The sequence below is a fragment of the Hydrocarboniphaga sp. FW305-C-57 genome, from assembly GCF_058783045.1.
Genome location: NZ_JBYSYG010000004.1, coordinates 281,125 through 301,299, shown reverse-complemented (window position 1 = coordinate 301,299; position 20,175 = coordinate 281,125). Strand labels below are relative to the sequence as shown.

Here is a 20,175-nt window from a genome sequence, read left to right as displayed (position 1 = left end):
ATTCTAAGGCGGATCGCGACGCGTTCGCGTGACGGCGCGGAACGCGAGCGTCGCCAGCAGCCCCGCGAGCGCGAAGCCGGCGACGACCAGGAACACCTGGCGATGGCCGATCGCCCCCGGATGGCGATCGAGCAGCCAGCCGATCAGCGGCCCGGCGAAGACATCGGGCAGATAACCGATCACCGAAACCAGGCCGACGGCGCTGCCGGTGACCGCCAGCGGCACGCGCGCCTCGTTCATGACCGCGTGGTAGAGGCCGCGCAGCGAATAGATGGCGAGGCTCGTGACGACGACAGTGGTGATGAACACGGCCGGCAGCAGCATCAACGATGGCCCGGCGCCTGCCAGCACGAGCGCACCCGCCATCAGCAGCGCGAAGCCTGCGGCCAGCATGCGCGAACCCTGCGTGCGATCGGCGAGCAGGCCCGCCCCGAGCGCGGCGAGTGGCCGCATCCAGAAGCTCAGGCTGCCGAGGCGCGCGGCGTCGACGTCGTCGTAACCGAGCACGTCGTGCGCGTAGAGCCCGAAATTGTCGGTGGCCTTGTAGGCGAAGTAGGCGCAGACGATGACGACGGCCTGCAGCCAGACGCCCGGCAGTTTGGCCGCGGCGCGCACGCCGTCGAAAGTCGCTCGCGGCGCTCGATTCGCCTCGATCGAACTGCGCGGCAGCACGAACCAGGCGAGCGCGGCCGCGAGCAGCGTGAGGATGGCACCGGCCGAGATCAGCTGCGCGAGCGTGGCGCGGCGCTGTTCGTGCGTCGCCGCCTGCACATCAGCCGGCAACAGCGAGGCGAACAGGCTCACCGCGAGCGAGGCGAGCACGGCCGCGAGCAATCCGCGTCCGCCATCGAGCAAGCCGTAAGCGCGCCCCTGCGATTCGTCGCCGCCCCATTCGCGCGTGGCCCGGATCAGCGCCGCCCAGAACAGCAGGATCGAACTGATTCCCCAGAACGCATACAGCAGCCGGAGCACGCCGATCGAGGGAACGCTGGCGAACACCCCGCCGCCGAGCGCGGTGATCGCGAGTGCGACGGCGATGAGCCGGCGCGGGGCGATGCGGTCGGCCAGCGGTCCGCCGAAGAAATACGAGACCATCGCGACCGCGCCATAGACCGAGAACGCGCTGCCGAGCTGCAGGTTGCTGAGCCCGAAGACATCGAGAAACGTCGTGCGGAACACGCGCGCGATCACGAACGGCAGCACGAACATGGTTTCGCCCGCGACGATCAAGGCGAGCATCGCGAGCGCGCGCGATCGGCGATTGAGGGCGGAAGAACCGGGCATGTCCCAAGTCTGCGCGAGCGGCGCAGCCGCCCAGCTGAAGCCGCCGCACCGGCACCCGCCGGCGCAGCCTGAATCAGCCGCTCAGCTCGTCGCCCCGCAGGCTTCGGCGAGCGTCTCGTCAAGCAGCGAGGGCTCGAAATCCGACGACAGCACCGCGTCGCCGAGGCCGCGCAGCAGGATCAGGCGCAGCTTGCCGGCCTTGACCTTCTTGTCGAGCCCCATGAGATCGCGGAAATGCTCGGCCGTCATGCCCTTGGGCGGCGCCACCGGCAGGCCGGCGCGGGCGATCAGCGCGGTGCAGCGGGCGGCGACGGCCTCGGTGATCCAGCCGTGGCGCGCCGACAGGTCGGCCGCGAGCACCAGGCCGGTCGCCACCGCCTCGCCGTGCAGCCACTCGGTGTAGCCGGTGTAGGTCTCGATCGCATGGCCGAAGGTGTGGCCGAGGTTCAGCAGCGCGCGCGGGCCGCTGCCGGTTTCACGCTCGTCGAGGCCGACGATGCGCGCCTTGATCGCGCAGCAGCGCTCGATGATCTCGGCGAGCGAGTTCGGATTGAGGCTCAGGATGCGGTCGAGGTTGTTCTCGAGCCATTCGAACAGCAGGCCGTCGGCGAGCATGCCGTACTTGATGACTTCGGCGAGCCCGGCGAGCAGCTCGCGCTTGGGCAGCGTCGCCAGCGTGTCGGTGTCGGCGACCACCGAGATCGGCTGGTGGAAGGCGCCGATCAGGTTCTTGCCGCGCGCGTGATTGACGCCGGTCTTGCCACCGACCGAGGAATCGACCTGAGCCAGCAGCGTGGTCGGAATCTGGATGAAGTCGATGCCGCGCTGGTAGATCGAGGCGACGAAGCCGGTCAGGTCGCCGATGACGCCGCCGCCGAGCGCGACCAGGCAGCCGTCGCGCGACAAGCGGCTCGCGAGCAGCCAGTCGAGCAGCTTGCCGGCGGTATCCCAGGTCTTGCTGGCCTCGCCGGCCGGCACCACGTAGACCTGATCGCGGCTCAGCGCGAGCGCACCGAGCAGGGCGTCGAGGTAGAGCGGCTCGACGTTGCTGTCGGTGACGATGCGCAGGCTGCGGCCGGCGCTCTCGGGAAACGCGGTATCGAGGCCGGCGATGCCGCGCCCGATGCGGATGGGGTAGCTGCGAGCACCGAGCTCGACTTTGAGGATGCGGGTGTTGTTCAAGCGCGACGGAAAGCTGGAAAGGACGGATCGGGCGGCGAGCCGACGCCGATCACAGGGATCAGACGGCGGTCGCCGGACGGTCGATATGATCCTCTATTTCGCGGGCCAGCTGGCGGGCATTGCGACCGTCGGTGCTGATGACGAGGTCGGCAATCTCGCGATACAGCGGGTCGCGGGTCTCGAACAGGCGCTGCAGCACCTCGCGCCGGTCGGGCACGTTCTGCAGCAACGGCCGGTTGTCGTTGCGCGAGGTCCGGTGCTGCTGCTGGTCTACGCTCGCGTGCAGGTAGACCACGAATCCGCGCGCCGACAGCCACTGGCGGTTGTCGGCATCGAGCACCGCGCCACCACCGGTAGCCAGCACGATGCCGCTGCGCTGGGTCAGGTCGCCGATCACCAGGCGCTCACGCTTGCGGAAACCGGACTCGCCTTCCTTCTCGAAGATCAGCGGAATGTCGACGCCGGTGCGCTCCTCGATCTCGGTATCGCTGTCGATGAATTCGAGCCCGCGCGTCTCGGCCAGCCGCTTGCCGACCGTGGTCTTGCCGGCGCCCATCGGACCGATCAGGAAGATGTTGCTCTTGTTCACGCCGGTTCCATCAGCTGCTCGGAGCGACGATCTGGATGCGACGGGTGCTGCAGACCTCCGCGCTCTCGCTGCTGCCGGTCTGGCGGCGCACGCAGGCCTGCACGTCGACGAACTTCGAGGTATCGGTGGTGCTGAGCGCCGGGTTGAAGGTCGGAATGTAGTACTTCGAGGTCGCGACGCCGCTGGCGTTGGTGGTGCCGCCGCCCGGGAACACGCGCTCGTTCGGATCGCCCGCATTGCCCTTGGTGACGATGCGGAACAGCACCTGCGCACCATCGACCGGCGCGTAGGCGCTGTTGAGCACCTGGAACGACAGGTCGGCCGTGCGCTGGGCGCCGGCCGTATCGGGAGAGGTCAGCACGCGCAGCGGCGCGGTCAGGTCGACGCAATTGCGGCCGTCGGCGGTGGTTTCGCAGATCTCGTCGACGAACTGCACGCCGGTGGTGGCCGAGAGCGTGCCGCTGGCGGTCGTCGTCGAAGTCACGCAGCCGCGATTCTCGGCGGCCGTCACCTGCACGAAGCCCGAGCGATCCGACAGCACCGCGACCGGCACCTGGAAGTTGCCGTTGGCATCGAGCTTGACCACGCGCGTCTGCGAAGCCGGCACGTTGTCGCCGTTGATCTTGAGCAGGTAGGGGCTGGTGCCGTTGCCCGTGAAGGTCGCGCTGAGGTTCACGCAACCGGCCACGCCGGCCTTGGCCGGGGTCGCGGTGGCCGAGCTCGTGCCGGCGGTCGCCCACTGGAAGCTCAGCGGCACCGCGTTGAGCTCACCGACCGTTCCGCTGGCACCGAACACCGGCGCGGTGAACTGGAAGCTGTCGGGCTGCACGCGCACCTGGAACGTCGTCGAGCAACGGCTCGCGCTGAGCGCACAGGAGCTCGTCAGCACGGTGTCGTTGGTGTTGACGGTGGCGCCCGTGACGGTGAGCGTCTGATTGCTCGTGCTCGAGGTCGAAGGGGTGATCGAAAACGCCACCTTGCCGAATTCGTCGGTCACGCCGCCGATGCCGTTGGCGTTGGCCTGCGTGGTCACCGTGCCGTTGGTCACGCTGAGGTTGAGCTGGGTGTTCGGGCGAGCGGAGCGGGTTTCCACCACCGCGCCGCTGGAATTGGTGGTGCGCTCCACCGTCTCGACCAGCGCCGTATAGCCGCTCTGCGCAGCCCCGGCCGACGCCGTGGTCGGGCCGGTGATCGTCACCACCGTGCTGCCGGGCGGCGGCGGCGGGGCGACCGTGAGTTCGTAGACCGTGGCATCGCTGGCGACGCCGTTGTAGGTCGCCACGACGCTGAGCTTTTCGGCGCTGCTGGCCGAAACCGTCGGCGCCTGGTAGTCGAACGAGGCGGTGCCGTCGAGCGCCGTGGTGCCCTGGACGATGCGTGCCGAAGCTCCGGTCAGGGTCGGGGTGACGGCGATCGTCGCGCCGCTGGTGCGGCCGCCGGAGCTGCAGCTCGAGGAGCGCGTCACGGTCACCAGGAAATCGGGGGCCAGCTCGCCGGATTCGACCGTGAGGCTCCTGGATGCCACACGAGCCCCGCCCACGAGCGGACCCTGGACCGAGACCGAAGGCTTCACCGTGGGCTGCAGTTCCACGCCATAGCAGGCGGTGCCGGTGGCGGAACAGCTGGTGGCGGTATCGGTGGTGCTGGTCTTGGCGATCAGCGAGATCGCCACCGATTCGCGAATCGCGCTCGACGGCGGCGTGAACGAAAACGCCAAGACGCCAGCCGTGTTGGTGGTGCCGCCATTGAGCGTGGTGCCGCTGCCGTCAGGCTTGGCCGCGCGGATGATGCCGACGCTCGTCGTCGCATCGGTCGGATTGGTGCGCGCACTCAGCGCCACGTAAATGCCGCTCGCAGCCGCGCCGCTGCGCGTCGTGATGGTGGCGGTGTAACCGCTCGTGGAGATACCCGGCTCGGTGCAGTCCGGACCGTCGAGTACCACGGTGTACTGGCCGCCCGTGCCGCCGCCGCCCGAGCCGCCGCCGCTCAGGTCGCCGCCACTGTCCGAACTGCTGCCACAGCCGACCAACAGCGACGCGAGAGCCAGGGAGGCGCCGCTGAGAAAGTGACCGAGTTTCATAGCCGACCGGGCGGAAAGTTGGCCGCCAGTATAGCCAAGCTGCCGGGTCGTTCAGTCATCGGAAGCCCCTGAAAACGCTGGAAACAGGGGGCTTCGGTAGCTTTTGTCTACGTGGCCCGGGCTCGGCTGGCGTGCGGTCTCGCCGGCTTTCAATTGATCTGCAGGCCTTCGCGCAGGATGCGCGGCGTCACGAAAACCAGCAGCTCGTCGCGGTTGTTGACCGTGAGCCGGTTGCGGAATGCGACGCCGAGGATCGGGATGTCGCCGAGCAGCGGAATCTTCGACACGCTGTTGCGGTTCTCCTGCTGGTAGATGCCGCCGAGCACCACGGTCTGGCCGTTCTCGACGAGCACCTGCGTGGTGACCTTGCGCGTATCGATGCTCGGAATCTGCGAGCCGCCCGCGCCCGTGAAGGTCGCACCGACGCTGTCGTTGTTGACTGCCAGGTCCATGATGATGCGATCGTCCGGCGTGATCTGCGGCGTCACGTTGAGCGAGAGCACCGCCTTCTTGAACGAAACCGAGGTCGCGCCGCTGCTCGCCGCTTCCTGATACGGAATCTCCACGCCCTGCTCGATCGAGGCCTGCTTGGCGTTGCTCGTGATCACGCGCGGCGTCGAGATGATTTCGCCGCGGCCTTCGGCCTGCAGCGCCGAAAGCTCGAGGTCGACGAGATAGTTCTTGCCGAGCAGGGCGAGCGCGATCTTGCCCGCGTTGTCGCTCGAGGCCGGCAGGTTGACGTTGAAGCGATCGTTGAGCGAGCCCGGCGTGACCGGAAAACTGTTGCCGTTGTTCAGAAAGTCGCGAACCGAGGTCTCGTTCGCCTCGGCGCTGCCCGAGGTCGAGATGATGCCGTTGTTGCCGTTGCGGCGAACCGCGCTGACGCCGAAGCGCGTGCCGAGCTCCTTCGAGTAGTCGTTGTTGGCGATGACGATGCGCGATTCGATGAGCACCTGGCGCACCGGAATGTCGAGCCTGGCGACCAGCGTGCGAATCTCGTTGATCTTCTCGCGCGTCTCGAGCACGAGCAGCGTGTTGGTGCGATCGTCGATCGACACGCGACCGCGCTCGGACAGGATCGAGTTCTCGCCCGATTTCAGCAGCGCGGCGACGTCGGCCACCTTCGCGTAGTTGACCTGGATCAGCTCCGAGCGCAGCGGCGCGAGTTCCACTTTCTGCTTCTCGGCCTCGGCCTCGATCTTGTCGCGCTCGGCGAGCTCGGCCAAGGGCGCGACGATCATCACATTGCCCTGCTGGCGCATGCCGAGGCCCTTGGTGCGCAGGATGATGTCGAGCGCCTGATCCCAGGGCACGTTCTGCAGGCGCATCGCGATCTCGCCGGTCACCGAATCCGATACCACCATGTTGGTGCCCGCGACGTCGGCGATGATCTGCAGCAGCGAGCGGATGTCGATGCTCTGGAACGACAGCGAGACCTTCTCGCCGGTGTACTGCGGATCGGTCTTCTTGCGTTCGTCGCGCTGCGTCTGCGACAGCGGCTGCAGCTCGATGATGGTCTGGTTGCCGAGCTGCGTGGTCTTCTGCTCGAAGTCGCCGCCGGTCACCGGCACGATGACGATCTGCGCATCCGCTCCGGCCTTGAGCGCATCGACGAACTTCACGGGCGTGGCGAAGTCGAGCACGTCGAGTCGGCGCACCTGCGCATCGGCCAGATTCACGTTGCGAAAGCGCGCGACCACGCGATTGCCCTCGTCGCTGACGTTGACGACCGCCTGCGGGTTGTCGAGCGACACGATGATGCGGCCTTCGCCGTTTTCGCCGCGGCGAAAATCGATGTGCGTGATCGACGCCACGGCCGGCATGACCGGCGCGGCGCTCAGCGCGGACACCGGCCCCGACAGCGTCGAATAGTTCTGCGGCGGAACACCCGAGCTCAGCGGCGCGGTCGCGGAGGGCAGCGCATCGATCGTCACGAAGATGCGGTTGCCGTCGACGCGGACCTTGTAGCCGACCATCTGCGTGAGCTCGATGACCAGGCGCGTGCGATCCTTGTTCTCGGCGGCCGACAGCGCCTGCACCTTGGCGAGGTTGACCTTGCGATAGCGCTCGGCCATCGCCAGCCGCGTCTGCGGCAGATCGATCGAGACACGGGCCGGCGACTCGTTCGGAAACACGATGGGCTCGGGCGCAGCGCTCGACAGCGTCAGGGTCACCAGTACGCGCCCACCGTCGAGGGCCGCCGCGTCGGCCGACTGCAGGCCGCGCGACATCTGCGCGTTCGCCATGCCCGGCAGCAGCGCGAGCACGACGAGCAGCAGGCTCATCATCATCGTCGGATTGCGGGTCCGCGATGCGCGTTCGGTGGACGCGATTCTTGTACGAGGCTTCATCTGCGCGTGACTCCCAATCATTGCGACAGCGCCAACGTGGCCGGGCGCTGGACGTAGCCGCCGAAGCCGTCGGCCACCAGTTCCATGAGCGTGATCTCGGTTTCGGTGACGCTCTTCACCTGGCCGAAGTTCTGGCCCATGTAATTGCCCACGCTGACGCGATGGATGATGTTGTCGGGCGACTTGATGAGCCCGAACGTCGCACGCGGCGTGCGGATGATGCCCTGCATGCGCAGCGCATCGAGCGGGTATTCCTCGAGCGCTTCCCTGGGCCGCTTCGGATCGGGACGCGGTCCCGGACCGCTGCCGGCCGCGGGTTTGGGCTGCTCGGCGACGAATGGATCGCGCCGCGTTCCGGCGTCGTAGGCGTAGGCCTCGTAAGGCTTGATCTGCGGAATCGGCTCGATGCGGGTCGACTTGCGAGCCTTGACCTCGGAAACCCATTGCTCGAGATCGCCCATGCCGCCACCGCAGGCCGCGAGCGTCGCCAGCAGGCCGAAAGCGCAGAGCAGTCGAAGCATGGAGGCGCTCATTTCTGACCTGCCTTCTTCTCGTTCTCGGCGATCTCGTCGGCGTCGAGATAGCGATAGGTCTTGGCGAGCGCGGTCATGCGCAGGCCGCCGCGCGGAGCGCTGGCGCCCGGCGCGGTCGCACCGACCGGCTTGAGCTCGACTTCGTCGATGGTGACGATGCGCGGCAACGCGGCGACCGCGCCGACGAAGCGGCCCATGTCGTGGTAATCGCCGGTGACGACGATGCGGTTGGGCATCTCGGCGTAGAAATCCTTCGGCACTTCGGGCTGCGGCTGGAACAGCTCCTCTTCGAGGTTGCTTTCGACACGCGCCTGCGAAATGTCGGCGAGCAGATTGGCCACCTCGGTCTTGCTCGGCAGCTGCTTGAGCATCGCGCCGAACGAGGTCTCCATTTCCCTGAGCTGCTCCTTGTACGCGTCGAGCGCCGCGACCTTCTTCTGCTTCTGCTCGAACTCGCTGCGCAGGCTGATCTCCTCCTGCTCGCGCGCCGCGAGGTCCTCGTTGAGCGGCACGATGAAATACCAGTAGCCCGCGGCCGAAATGACGATGCCGAGCAGAATCGCCGCGGCCACGCGCACCCAATCGGGCCAGCCCGTCGGGTTCTGCACGTCGATGGACCGCAGCTCGGACCAGGCTTTGGCGAGGTTCATTCGATCACCTCCGAACCCTCGTCATCGCCGGCGCTGGCCTTGGTCAGGTTCTTCACCTGCAGCGTGAACTCGCTCGTGCGCGTGCTGCCCTTCTCGCTGGTCTTGATGACGATCAGGCGCGGGTCGTCGAACCACTGCGAGGCATCGAGATTCTTCATGTAGGTGGACACGCGCGCGTTGGATTCGGCCGCGCCCTCGACCATCACGCTGCCGCCGGTCTGCTTGACCGAGCTCAGGTTCACGCCTTCGGGCAAGGTGTTCACGAGCTCGTCGAACAGATGCACGGTGGCACTGCGCGAAGCCTGCAACTCCTCGATCACGCGCATGCGCGCGAGCAGGTTGCGCTTCACCTTCTCGAGTTCCTGGATCTCCCTGATCTTCTGATCGACCTCGGCGATCTGCTGACGCAGATAATCGTTGCGGCTCTGCTGGTGATCGAGCTTGCCGCTGACGAACAGACGCCCGATCAGCACCAGGCCGATCGCGAGCACGAAAGCCAGGCCCATGATGTTCTTGAACTGGCGCTGGCGCAGCTCGCGGCGCTGCTGGCGCCAGTCGAGCAGGTTGATGCGCATGACCATCGGCTCGGGCGCGGCCGGCACGCCGGACTCGGTCCCGAGCACGGGCTTGCGCGAGAACCTGCCCGCGAACGGATTCTTGAGCGGCTCGTTGAGCTTCGGCAGGGGCATCGTCTCAGCCCTCCGGATCGAAGGCGCGCATCGCGAGCCCCGCCGCGATCAGCAGCGAGGCCGCATCACGCGCGAGCTGCGTCGGCTTGGCGCGGGCCGCCACGCTGAGATTCGCGAACGGCTGCGCGATGACCACCGGAAGCTGCAGCTGATCGGCGAGCTGGCGATCGACATGATCGATGCCCGCGCAGCCTCCGGCCAGGATGACCTGATCGATCTGCCCGTGCTGCGAAGTCGAGGCGAAGAAGAACTGCAGCGAGCGGTCGATCTGCTGGCCCATGTCGGCGACGAAGGGCGCGAGCACTTCGGGCTCGAAGCCGTCGGGCAGGTTGTTGAAGCGCCGTGCCTGGCTCGCCTCTTCGAGCGTCATGCCGTAGTAGCGCATCATGTCCTCGAGCAGCTGGCGGCCGCCGAAGGACTGATCGCGCGTGTACACGGCCTGCAGGTTCTGCAGCACCAGCACCGAGGTCGTGGTCGCGCCCATGTCGATCAGCGCGATCGTGCGGTTGCGCCCGCGATCGGGCATCTGGTGGCGCAGCAGCAGCGCCGAGTTCTGCAGCGCGTTGGCTTCGATGTCGACGATCTTCGGCGTCAGTCCGGCGATCTCGAGCGCCGCACAGCTCGTCTCGACCTGGTCCTTTCGGCAAGCCGCGAGCAACACGTCGACCTGCCCGGAACCTGCGGCGCTTGCACCGAGCACCTGGAAATCGAGCGCCACTTCGTCGATCGAGTACGGAATGTATTGGTCGGCCTCGACCTTGATCTGCTCTTCGAGGTCGAGCTCGGAGAGCGACTCGGGCATCTGGATGATCTTGGTGATGACCGATGCGCCCGACACCGCGAGCGCGGCCTGCCGCGTGCGCGTGCCCGAGCGATTGACGGCACGCGCGATGCATTCGCCCACGGCCTGCGGATCGAGGATCTGCTTGTCGGCGACCGCGTTCGCGGGCAGCGGCTCGATGGCGTAGCTCTCGACCGCGTAGCGATCGCCACGCTTGGCGAGTTCGACGAGCTTGATGGCGCTGCAACTGATATCGAGGCCGATCAGCTCGCGGCTCTTGCTACCGAACAGCGATTGCATGATCGACATGCTCCCTAGCTCGTCCGCGAACCGCGGCACGCCCCTCGTTGAACGACATGACGCCACCCTTCCCCGATCGTAATATAGCGCCTGATTTTCATGAAGCGACAAAGGCTTGCATGAGCAGGGCAGGCGTTGTCGAGCTGTGCTGCACTTCGCATTGGGCGGCTTTTTTAGAGTGAGCGGTTGGACTAGGAGTCGGTTGTGAGATGGGCTAACCGCATACTGTTGATACTCGCCTGCCTGGTGGTTGTGGGTATTGGCCTGCTGTTCGGTGTGTTCTTCGCCGCCAAGTGGCATTACGGCGCCCAGCTGCCCTCGGTGGCCTCGCTGCGCGAGCTGCAACTGCAGGTACCGCTGCGGATCTACACGCGCGACGGCAAGCTGATCGGCGAATACGGCGCCGAACGCCGCGCCCCGTTGCGCTACGAGCAAATCCCGCAACGCGTCGTCGATGCCTTCCTGGCCGCCGAGGACGATCGCTTCTTCGAGCACCCCGGCGTCGACTGGCGCGGTCTTGCCCGCGCGAGCGTGGTGCTCGCCACCACCGGCCAGAAGAGCCAGGGCGGCAGCACCATCACCATGCAGCTCGCGCGCAACGTGTTCCTGTCGCCGGAACGCAGCTACGTGCGCAAGTTCAAGGAGATCCTGCTCGCCATGCGCATCGAGGACGAGCTCAGCAAGCAGGAGATCCTCGAAACCTATCTCAACAAGATCTTCCTCGGTCAGCGCGCCTACGGCGTCGGCGCCGCCGCCCTGGTCTATTTCGGCAAGGATCTGTCGGACTTGAGCTGGTCGCAGACGGCGCTGCTCGCCGGCCTGCCGAAGGCGCCCTCGCGCGACAACCCGGTGGCGAGCCCCGAACGCGCCAGGGAGCGACGCGATTACGTGCTGCGCCGGCTGCGCGATCTCAACAAGATTTCCGCGCTCGATTACGAAGCCGCGCTGGCCGAGCCGGTGACAGTCAAGTTCTCGCTGCCGGCGGTCGAGGTCGATGCGTACTACGTCGCCGAGATGATCCGTGCCGAAATGGTCGCGCGCTTCGGCGAGGCCGCCTACACCGGCGGCTACCGCGTGACCGCGACGATCGAGTCGAACAAGCAGGCCGCCGCCAATGCCGCGCTGCGCGACGCCTTGATCGCCTACGAAGAGCGTCACGGCTGGGCCGGGCCCGAGACGCAGCTGCCGGCCTCCCTGCTCGCCGAGAACACCGACAGCAAGGGCATCGGCAATTTCCTCGACGCGCTGCCGACCGCGGCCGGCCTGCTGCCTGCGGCGGTGGTCGATTTCGACGGCGCCAAGCTGCGGGTGCTGACGCGCAGCCAGGGCCTCGTCGAGCTCGAGGCCGGCGATTTCAAATGGGCCGGCATTTCGGCGAAGAAGCCGGTCAGGCGCGGCGACGTCGTGCGCATCCGCCGCGACGGCGAGCGCTGGAAGCTCGCCCAGCTGCCGAATGCGCAGGGCGCGTTCATTGCGCTCGACCCGCGTGACGGCTCGGTGGTCGCCCTCGTCGGCGGCTACGATTTCCTGCTCAACAAGTACAACCGCGTGATGCAGGCCCGCCGCCAGCCGGGCTCGGGCTTCAAGCCCTTCCTGTACACGGCGGCGTTCCAGTTCGGCTTCTCGCCGGCCTCGATCGTGCTCGATGCGCCGGTGGTGTTCGAAGACGCCAATCTCGAGAGCGCCTGGCGCCCGGAAAATTCGAGCGGCGACTTCAAGGGCCCGATGCGCCTGCGCGAGGCGCTCGTGCAATCGCGCAACCTCGTCTCGATCCGCCTGCTGCAGGCCGTCGGCATCGACTACGTGCGCGATTACGTGAGCCGCTTCGGGCTCGCCAAGGAGCGCATGCCGCGCGATCTGTCGATGGCGCTCGGCAGCGGCAGCTACACGCCGATGGAAATGGCGCGCGCGTATGCGGTGCTCGCCAACGACGGCTTCCTGATCGACCCGTTCTTCATCGACCAGATCGTCGATCCGCGCGGCGGCCTCGTGTTCAAGGCCAAGCCCAAGGTCGCCTGCCCCGAATGCGCGGCGCTGATCGTCGATACCGCGGCCGGCACCGACGGCCGGCCGCAGACCCCGCCGCCGGCCGACACGCTCGCGCCGCAGGTGGTCGATCCGGGCATGGTCTGGATGGTCGACGACATCCTGCGCGAAGTGGTCACGCGCGGCACCGGCGCCCAGGCCCGCGAGCTGCGCCGCTCGGACATCCGCGGCAAGACCGGCACCACCAACGACGAGACCGATGCCTGGTTCTACGGCTTCAACACCCAGCTCGTCGCCGTCAGCTGGGTCGGCTTCGACCAGCCCAAGCCGCTCGGCCGCGGCGAGTACGGCGGCAAGGCCGCGCTGCCGATGTGGATCGACTTCATGCGCGCCGCGCTCAAGGGCCTGCCCGAGCAGACCCTGCCGCGCCCGGCGAGCATCGTCGAAGTCCACGTCGACCCGCGCAGCGGCCGCCTGCTGTCCGAGGAATCGGGCGGCGGCATGGTCGAGGTGCTGCCGTCCGACCGTCTCGAGCGCGCGCGCTCCGAGGCCCAGCAGGCTCCGGCAGAGAAGAGCGTCGGCGAGGACGAGCTGTTCTAGCGGGGCTGCACGCGAGCGTCAGCGACATTTCCCGCTGACATGAAATCGTGTTATCCATGGGCCATGGGAGCGAACCGGTTGCTCCCGCTCGTCGGATCACACCATGGGCAAGCGCGCGATAGGATTCCAACGCGAAATCGTGGCCGAGGCAGCACGCCTCATCTGCGAGGAAAGGCTGACCGATTACCGCCTGGCCAAGCAGAAAGCGGCCGAACGCCTCGGCCTGCCGGGCCGCACGCAGATGCCCGAGAACGCGCGCATCCACGAAGCCGTCATCGAATACCAGCGGCTGTTCGGCGGCAGCGAATATGCCGAGCGCCTGCAGCTGCTGCGCCGCACCGCGGTCCGCGCGATGAAACTGCTCGCGACTTTCGAGCCTCGCCTGGTCGGCGCGGTCGCCAGCGGCGCGACCACCGAAGCGCATCTCGTGCGCCTGCACGGCTTCGCCGACAAGCCCGAGATGCTCGACATCTTTCTCGAGGGCCGCAAGATTCCGTACGAAACCGGCGAGCGGCGTTATCGCTACCCGGACGGGCGCATCGAAGAGATTCCGACCTGCGAATTCATGGCCGGCGACGTCGGCATCGAGATGGCGATGTTCCCGCCCGAGGAATTGCGCCGGCCGCCACTGTCCCCGCACGACGGCCAGCCGATGAAGCGGCTCGACCTCGCCGCGGCCGAAGCGCTCGCCGAACAGCCGATCGACCTCGCGGTGTAGGGCGGTAGGCGCGAAGCGCATCACTCAGCCGGGCACCGACCGGGCCTTCGAAGCACCCACGAAAAAGCCGGCTTTCGCCGGCTTTTTCGTGACCGCCAGAAGCGTTCAGCTCAGCGCTGGGCGACCGGCTTGTAGTCGCGCACGGCGGCGCCGGTGTAGACCTGACGCGGACGCGCGATGCGCGTGGTCGAGTCGGCGGTCATTTCGTTCCAGTGCGCGCACCAGCCCACGGTGCGGCCGACCGCGAACATCGGCGTGAACATGTTGACCGGAATGCCGAGCGCTTCGTAGATGATGCCGGAGTAGAAGTCGACGTTCGGGTAGAGCTTGCGCTGCTTGAAGTAATCGTCGGACAGCGCGATCTCCTCGAGCTTGAGGGCCAGCTCCATCTTCGGATCGTTTTCCTTGCCGAGCGCCTTGAGCACCTTGTGGCACTGCTCGCGGATGATCTTCGCGCGCGGATCGAAGTTCTTGTACACGCGATGGCCGAAGCCCATCAGGCGCACGCCCTCGACCTTGTTCTTGACCTTGTTCATGAACTCGGGGACGTGCTTCACGTCGCCGATCTCATCGAGCATGTTCAGCACCGCTTCGTTGGCGCCGCCATGCGAGGGGCCCCAGAGCGCGGCGATACCCGAAGAGATCGCGGCGTACGGATTGGTGCCGGTGGAGCCGGCCATGCGCACCGTCGAGGTCGAGGCGTTCTGCTCGTGGTCGGCGTGCAGGATGAACAGCACGTCGAGCGCCTTGGCGGCGACCGGGTTGATCTCGTACTCCTCGGCCGGCACCGCGAACATCATGCGCAGCAGGTTGCTGCAGTAGTCCAGATCGTTCTTCGGATAGACGAACGGCTGGCCGACGAGCTTCTTGTAGGCCGCGGCGGCGATCGTCGGAATCTTCGCGATCATGCGATGCGCGAAGATCTCGCGATGCTTCGGATCCTTGTTGTTGGTGGTGTCGTGGTAGAACGCCGACAGCGAGCCGACGACGCCGGTCATCATCGCCATCGGATGCGCGTCGTAGTTGAAGCCGGCGAAGAAGTTGCGCAGCGACTCGTTGAGCATCGTGTGGCGGCGGATGCTCTGGTCGAACTGGGCGAGCTGGGTCGCCGTCGGCAGTTCGCCGTGCAGGATCAGATAGCAGACTTCGATGAAGCTGGACTTCTCGGCGAGCTGGTCGACCGGATAGCCACGGTACAGCAGCACGCCTTCGTCACCATCGATGTAGGTGATGGCGCTCTTGGTCGAGCAGGTCGAGGTGAAGCCGGGGTCGTACGTGAAGATGCCAAGCTTGTCGTACACCTTGCCGACGTCGGCGCCAGGAGTGCCGATGGTGCCGGTGATCAAGGGAAGCTCTGTTTTCTCGCCGGTTTCGTTGTTGACGAGGCTGTACGTCGCGTTGCTCATCCTGATACTCCAATCGCGTAAGAATGGATCGAAGCCCTTACGCTGGTCCTCTCGCGCAAGCCGCAACGGGCGCCGGACAACGCGAGTGGCAATACAGTCGGTCGGAAATCGAATCGGAAAATGCTGCAGCGCGATTATCGCTCTGTCGTCCAGTGCTTACAACGCATCCAAAGTCGCAATTGCGTTCAGAGTTTTCGATCGGAACGAAAACGGCCGCCTCGAGGGCGGCCGTCTGAAGGCGAGAGACTCGCCTGGAACCAGCGGATTAAGCGGCGTAGCGCTTCTTGAACTTGTCGACGCGGCCGCCGGTGTCGATGACCTTCTGCTTGCCCGTGTAGAACGGGTGGCAGGCGGAGCAGATTTCGACGGCCAGCGTGTCCTTGGCGACGGTCGAGCGCGTGTCGAAGGTGTTGCCGCAGCTGCAAACGACCTTCACGGTGTGATAGTTCGGGTGGATGTCGGCTTTCATTGGAAACGCTCGCGCAAGGCGCACAGACAAAAAGGGGCGCGAAGTTTAGTTGCCGCGCCGTGCGGATGCAAGCCCGGCCGCTGGGCTCAATCGTCCTCGCCCTGCACGTCGACTTCGAAGCCGCCCTCGTCGTCGACCGTCAGCCGCACGACGATCGGCCGGCAGCAGACCGAGCAGTCCTCGATGTAACGCTGCGAGCCTGCGGACAGGTCGAGTTCCAGCGGGATCGTTTCCCAGCAGTACGGGCAGGTGACGCGGGTGTCTTCGAGCATGGCCCCAGTCTACGCCGGCGCTCACAGAAAGCCGGTCAGCAGCTCGTTGAGATGCTGCAGGCCCAGCGCGGTCGGGCGCACGCCGGAGGCGTCGACCTGCAACAGGCCGCGCCGCAGGGCCCGGCCCAGCGCCGGCTCCAGCGCATCGCGCTGCAGGCCGGTGCGCGCCTCGAACTCTGGCCAGCCGAAGCCGCCGTCGAGGCGCAGCGCGTTCATGCAGAACTCGAACGGCAGCTCGTCGCGTCCGACGCCGCGCTGCTCCTGCAAGGCCTCGGCGGAACCCGCGCTGTCGAGATAGCGCCTGGGATGCTTGTGGCGCGCGCGGCGCACGATGCCATCGGCCCCGCTGCGCTTGCCGTGGGCGCCCGCGCCGAGGCCGAGGTAGTCGCCGAAGCGCCAGTAGTTGAGGTTGTGGCGAGCCTGCCGTCCGGGCTGCGCGTAGGCCGAGACTTCGTAGCGTGCATAGCCGGCGGCAGCGAGCCGCTCGACGCCCTTGACCTGGATCGCCCAGGCCTCGTCGTCGGCCGGCAGTGGCGGCGGGCGCGCGGCGAACTCGGTGTTCGGCTCGAGCGTGAGCTGGTAGTACGAAAAGTGCTCGGGCGCGAGCGCGAGCGCGGCGACCAGATCGCGATCGGCCTCCTCGGGCGTCTGCTGCGGCAGCGCGAACATGAGGTCGAGATTGAGGTTGTCGAAGCCGGCGCGCCGCGCGGTCTCGACGGCCGAACGCACGGCCTGCGGATCGTGGATGCGCCCGAGCCGCTTGAGCTGCGCCGCGTCCATCGACTGCACGCCGATCGAGAGCCGGTTGATGCCGGCCGAGCGGTAATCGGAGAAATGCGCCTCGTCGATCGTGCCCGGATTGGCTTCGAGTGTGATCTCGATGTCGGGCGCGAAATTCAGCCGCCGGGCGATCTGCTCGAGCAGACGGCCGAGCGCGCGTCCCGAGAACAGGCTCGGAGTTCCGCCGCCCATGAAGATGCTGCCGATCGCGCGCGATTCGGGCTCGCGCAATTCGAAATCGAGGTCGCGCAGCAGCGCGGCGATGTAGTCATCTTCCGGAACCTCGCCGCGCAGCGCGTGCGAATTGAAATCGCAGTACGGGCACTTGCGCACGCACCACGGGAAGTGCAGGTACAAAGCGAGCGGGATGGCGTCGGCGACGAGGCCTGTTTCCCCTCTCCCGCAGGCGGGAGAGGGTGGCGCGTCTGCGCCGGGTGAGGGAACGCGGTTCGTCACCGCTGCGCCCTTCGACGGCGAAGTTCCCTCACCCGCCCCTGCGGGGCACCCTCTCCCGCCTGCGGGAGAGGGGAAACGCTCACTGGGCCTGCTCCCGCAGCCGTTCCAGCAAGGCCGTCACCGCCAGCGCGCGATGCGAAATGCGGTTCTTGAGTTCGGGCGCGAGCTCGGCCGAGCTGCAGCCCTGGCCGGGCACGAAGAACAGCGGGTCGTAGCCGAAGCCGTTGGCGCCGCGCGGGGCTTCGAGCACGCGGCCGTTCCAGAGCCCTTCGGCGAGCACCGGAATCGGGTCCGAAGCATGGCGCAGGAAGGCCAGCACGCAGACGAAGCGCGCGGCGCGCTGGTCCTCGGGCAGGCCGAGCAACGCGTCGAGCAGCTTGGCATTGTTGGCGGCGTCACTGCTCGGCTCGCCGGCGTAGCGGGCCGACAACACGCCGGGCGCCCCGCGCAGGGCGGAGACTTCGAGCCCCGAGTCGTCGGCGATCGCGGGCATACCCGAGACCAGCGAAGCGTGGCGGGCCTTGAGCAAGGCGTTCTCGACGAAAGTCGGCGCGGTTTCCTCGGCGGCCTCGTCGGTGAATTCGGAGACCAAGCGCAGGTTCCAGCCCAGCGGGGCCAGCAGCGCCTGCATCTCGCGCAGTTTCTTGGCGTTGCGGCTCGCGAGGACGACGTCCATCGGAGCCCCTAGCCCGCGAGCGCCTTGCGCTGCGCTTCGAGCAGCTCGGCGATGCCCTTGGCACCGATGTCGAGCAGCTCGTTGAGCTCCTCGCGGCGGAAGGCATGGCCCTCGGCGGTGCCCTGCACTTCGATGAAATGGCCGGCCTCGTTCATGACCAGATTCATGTCGCACTCGCAGTTGGAGTCTTCGATGTAGTCGAGGTCGAGCACCGGGCGCCCCGCGTGAATGCCGACCGACACGGCGGCGATCTGGCCGTGGATCGGGTTGCCCTTGATGAGCTTTCTGGCGCGCGCCGCGTTGATCGCGTCGACCATGGCGACGTAGCCGCCGGTGATCGCGGCGGTGCGCGTGCCGCCGTCGGCCTGCAGCACGTCGCAGTCGATGGTGACGGTGAAATTGCCGAGCGCCGACAGATCCACCGCGGCGCGCAGGCTACGGCCGATCAGGCGCTGGATTTCCTGCGTGCGGCCGCTCTGCTTGCCCTGCGCGGCCTCGCGGCGACCGCGCGTATGGGTGGCGCGCGGCAGCATGCCGTATTCGGCCGTCACCCAGCCGCCGTCCTTCTTCCAGGCCGGGCCGCGCTCTTCGAGGCTGGCCGTGCAGAGCACGCGGGTGTCGCCGAACGAGACGAGCACCGAGCCTTCGGCGTGCTTGGTGAATCCGCGCTCGATGCTGACGGCGCGCAACTGGTCGGCCGCACGGCCGGAGGGACGGGAGATGCTCATGCTGCAAACCTCGACGATATCGCTGCCGATCGCATGAGCATCCTTCGTGGGCTGTCTCATTGCGCCGGCTTTTTGGGGGCGCGGAGTATAGCGCCCGGGATTCGCGCCGCCATGAGCAGCCCGTACAGCGTCAAGTACAGCAGCGGCTCGCGGACATCCGATTTCACGAGCCAGAAGAAGTGCAGGCCGCCGAGCAGCGCGGCGGCGTAGACGAGCGTATGCAGCCGGCTCCAGGCGCGCTTGAGCCGGCGCTGCCAGCCGCGCGTCGAGGTGATCGCCAGCGGCAGCAGCAGCAGCCAGCCGACGAAGCCGAGCGTGATGTAGGTGCGCTTGACGAGGTCTTCGGCGAGTTGAACGGGCGACCATTCGAGATCGAAGGTCAGGTAGATGGCGAAGTGCGCGCAGAGCCAGGCGAAGGCCCACAGGCCCAGCAGCCGGCGAATCTGGATCGGCTCGGGACGCTGGATCAGCTTGCGCAGCGGCGTCATCGCCAGGCACAGCAGCAGCAGGCGCAGCCCCCAGAGCCCGGTGTAGTGCTCGAGGGTTTCGACCGGGTTGGCCCCGAGCCTGGCCTGCGCGATCCACTTGGCCAGATGCACGGCCGGCAGCAGGGCGATCGCCCAGGCCGCGAGCCGCCAGTACAGCAAGGGCCTGCGCCAGGCGGATGTGGCCTCGGCCATCAGTAGAACTTCTTGAGGTCCATGCCCGCGTACAGCGAGGCCACTTCGGGATAGCCGTTGAACATCAGCGTGTCGCGCTTGAACAGCTCGCCGAGCCGGCGCTCGGATTTCTGCGACCAGCGCGGATGCTGCACCTGCGGATTCACGTTCGAGTAAAAACCATACTCACTGGCCTGCAGGCGGTTCCACGTGGTCGGCGGCATGGTTTCGACGAAGCGGATCCGCACGATCGACTTGATGCTCTTGAAGCCGTATTTCCACGGCACGGTCAGCCGCAGCGGCGCGCCGTTCTGGTTCGGCAGCGTCTTGCCGTACATGCCCACCGACAGGAAGGCGAGCGGATGCATGGCCTCGTCGATGCGCAGGCCTTCCACGTACGGCAGCTGCAGGCCGCTCCAGCGCGCCTCGGGCATCTGCTGCTTGTCGTAGATCGTCTCGAAGGCGACGTACTTGGCCTTCGACGTCGGCTTGAAGCGCTTGAGCGTTTCGCCGAGCGGAATGCCGACCCAGGGCACGACGATGCTCCAGGCCTCGACGCAGCGATGACGGTAGATGCGCTCCTCGAGCGCGGCCGGCTTGAGCAGATCGTCGAGCGCGATCTGCGCGGGCGCCTCGCATTCGCCTTCGACGCTGAGCGTCCACGGCCGCGTCTTGAGCGTGTGCGCGTTGCGCGACGGATCCTCCTTGTCGGTGCCGAATTCGTAGTAGTTGTTGTAGCTGCTCACGGTCTCGAACGGCGTGACCGTTTCGTCGCCGGCCAGCTTGCTTTGCTTGCCGATCTTGAGCGGCTCGCCGCCGGTCTTCGGCGCTTCGGCCGCCCGCGCGGACGACAGCGCGAGCGCCCCGACCGCGCCGATGCCCATCTCGGCCAGGAAGCGACGGCGGTTGCGATAGGTGCTTTCGGGCGTGATTTCGCTGGATTGAACAGCGGACGACGGGCGAATCCGGATCAGCATGGCGGCGTT

The 20,175-nt window shown here is 67.0% G+C and carries 19 protein-coding genes; 2 read left to right on the top strand and 17 right to left on the bottom strand.

Going from position 1 to position 20,175, the window contains the following annotated elements:
* Nucleotides 1-3 precede the first annotated feature (3 nt).
* The 9 genes from AC3WUM_RS10805 to AC3WUM_RS10765 form a co-directional block, all read right to left on the bottom strand.
* Nucleotides 4-1,284, bottom strand: a complete 1,281-nt coding sequence (locus AC3WUM_RS10805; protein ID WP_492410297.1) for an MFS transporter — start codon at nt 1,282-1,284, stop codon at nt 4-6.
* Between the two features lie 81 nt (nt 1,285-1,365).
* Nucleotides 1,366-2,466 (bottom strand): 3-dehydroquinate synthase, encoded by a 1,101-nt coding sequence (gene aroB / locus AC3WUM_RS10800; protein WP_492410295.1) that lies wholly within the window; start codon nt 2,464-2,466, stop codon nt 1,366-1,368.
* A gap of 58 nt (nt 2,467-2,524) precedes the next feature.
* On the bottom strand, nt 2,525-3,055 hold the full coding sequence (aroK, locus tag AC3WUM_RS10795) for a shikimate kinase AroK (protein WP_492410294.1): 531 nt from the start codon (nt 3,053-3,055) through the stop codon (nt 2,525-2,527).
* Between the two features lie 10 nt (nt 3,056-3,065).
* Nucleotides 3,066-5,135, bottom strand: a complete 2,070-nt coding sequence (locus tag AC3WUM_RS10790; RefSeq protein WP_492410293.1) for a hypothetical protein — start codon at nt 5,133-5,135, stop codon at nt 3,066-3,068.
* Between the two features lie 149 nt (nt 5,136-5,284).
* Nucleotides 5,285-7,486 carry a type IV pilus secretin PilQ gene (locus tag AC3WUM_RS10785; RefSeq protein WP_492410292.1) on the bottom strand — a complete coding sequence of 734 codons (2,202 nt, stop codon included), beginning with the start codon at nt 7,484-7,486 and terminating at the stop codon, nt 5,285-5,287.
* A gap of 17 nt (nt 7,487-7,503) precedes the next feature.
* Nucleotides 7,504-8,019: a pilus assembly protein PilP gene (locus AC3WUM_RS10780; RefSeq protein WP_492410291.1), complete on the bottom strand. Its 516-nt coding sequence runs from the start codon at nt 8,017-8,019 to the stop codon at nt 7,504-7,506.
* A complete protein-coding gene (locus AC3WUM_RS10775) occupies nt 8,016-8,669 on the bottom strand; it encodes a type IV pilus inner membrane component PilO (RefSeq protein WP_492410290.1) in 654 nt (217 codons plus the stop codon). Before AC3WUM_RS10775 ends, AC3WUM_RS10780 begins: the two co-directional genes overlap by 4 nt.
* Nucleotides 8,666-9,358: a PilN domain-containing protein gene (locus tag AC3WUM_RS10770; RefSeq protein WP_492410289.1), complete on the bottom strand. Its 693-nt coding sequence runs from the start codon at nt 9,356-9,358 to the stop codon at nt 8,666-8,668. The genes AC3WUM_RS10775 and AC3WUM_RS10770 overlap by 4 nt, the downstream gene beginning before the upstream one ends.
* A gap of 4 nt (nt 9,359-9,362) precedes the next feature.
* Entirely contained in the window at nt 9,363-10,448 is a 1,086-nt protein-coding gene (locus AC3WUM_RS10765) for a pilus assembly protein PilM (protein WP_492410288.1), read from the bottom strand.
* A gap of 195 nt (nt 10,449-10,643) precedes the next feature.
* On the opposite strand from AC3WUM_RS10765, the gene AC3WUM_RS10760 reads away from it, so the two are divergent.
* Nucleotides 10,644-13,025: a penicillin-binding protein 1A gene (locus AC3WUM_RS10760; protein WP_492410287.1), complete on the top strand. Its 2,382-nt coding sequence runs from the start codon at nt 10,644-10,646 to the stop codon at nt 13,023-13,025.
* A gap of 139 nt (nt 13,026-13,164) precedes the next feature.
* Nucleotides 13,165-13,743, top strand: coding sequence for a hypothetical protein (locus tag AC3WUM_RS10755; RefSeq protein WP_492410286.1), 579 nt, complete (start codon nt 13,165-13,167; stop codon nt 13,741-13,743).
* Between the two features lie 110 nt (nt 13,744-13,853).
* Here the strand turns inward: AC3WUM_RS10755 and AC3WUM_RS10750 are convergent, their stop codons facing one another.
* The 8 genes from AC3WUM_RS10750 to msrP all read right to left on the bottom strand — a co-directional run bounded on the left by AC3WUM_RS10750 (nt 13,854) and on the right by msrP (nt 20,166).
* A complete protein-coding gene (locus AC3WUM_RS10750) occupies nt 13,854-15,149 on the bottom strand; it encodes a citrate synthase (RefSeq protein ID WP_492410285.1) in 1,296 nt (431 codons plus the stop codon).
* A 265-nt stretch (nt 15,150-15,414) separates the two neighbouring features.
* A complete protein-coding gene (gene rpmE, locus AC3WUM_RS10745; RefSeq protein ID WP_492410284.1) occupies nt 15,415-15,618 on the bottom strand; it encodes a 50S ribosomal protein L31 in 204 nt (67 codons plus the stop codon).
* A gap of 86 nt (nt 15,619-15,704) precedes the next feature.
* A complete protein-coding gene (locus AC3WUM_RS10740; protein WP_492410282.1) occupies nt 15,705-15,890 on the bottom strand; it encodes a CPXCG motif-containing cysteine-rich protein in 186 nt (61 codons plus the stop codon).
* 21 nt (nt 15,891-15,911) lie between these two features.
* Entirely contained in the window at nt 15,912-17,027 is a 1,116-nt protein-coding gene (hemW, locus tag AC3WUM_RS10735; protein WP_492410280.1) for a radical SAM family heme chaperone HemW, read from the bottom strand.
* Between the two features lie 178 nt (nt 17,028-17,205).
* Nucleotides 17,206-17,802, bottom strand: a complete 597-nt coding sequence (gene rdgB / locus AC3WUM_RS10730; protein WP_492410279.1) for an RdgB/HAM1 family non-canonical purine NTP pyrophosphatase — start codon at nt 17,800-17,802, stop codon at nt 17,206-17,208.
* Between the two features lie 8 nt (nt 17,803-17,810).
* Nucleotides 17,811-18,530, bottom strand: coding sequence for a ribonuclease PH (gene rph / locus AC3WUM_RS10725; RefSeq protein ID WP_492410278.1), 720 nt, complete (start codon nt 18,528-18,530; stop codon nt 17,811-17,813).
* 56 nt (nt 18,531-18,586) lie between these two features.
* Nucleotides 18,587-19,210, bottom strand: a complete 624-nt coding sequence (gene msrQ / locus AC3WUM_RS10720) for a protein-methionine-sulfoxide reductase heme-binding subunit MsrQ (RefSeq protein WP_492410277.1) — start codon at nt 19,208-19,210, stop codon at nt 18,587-18,589.
* Complete coding sequence (gene msrP / locus AC3WUM_RS10715; RefSeq protein WP_492410276.1) at nt 19,210-20,166, bottom strand: protein-methionine-sulfoxide reductase catalytic subunit MsrP; 957 nt, start codon at nt 20,164-20,166, stop codon at nt 19,210-19,212. The genes msrQ and msrP overlap by 1 nt, the downstream gene beginning before the upstream one ends.
* Between the last annotated feature and the right edge of the window lie 9 nt (nt 20,167-20,175).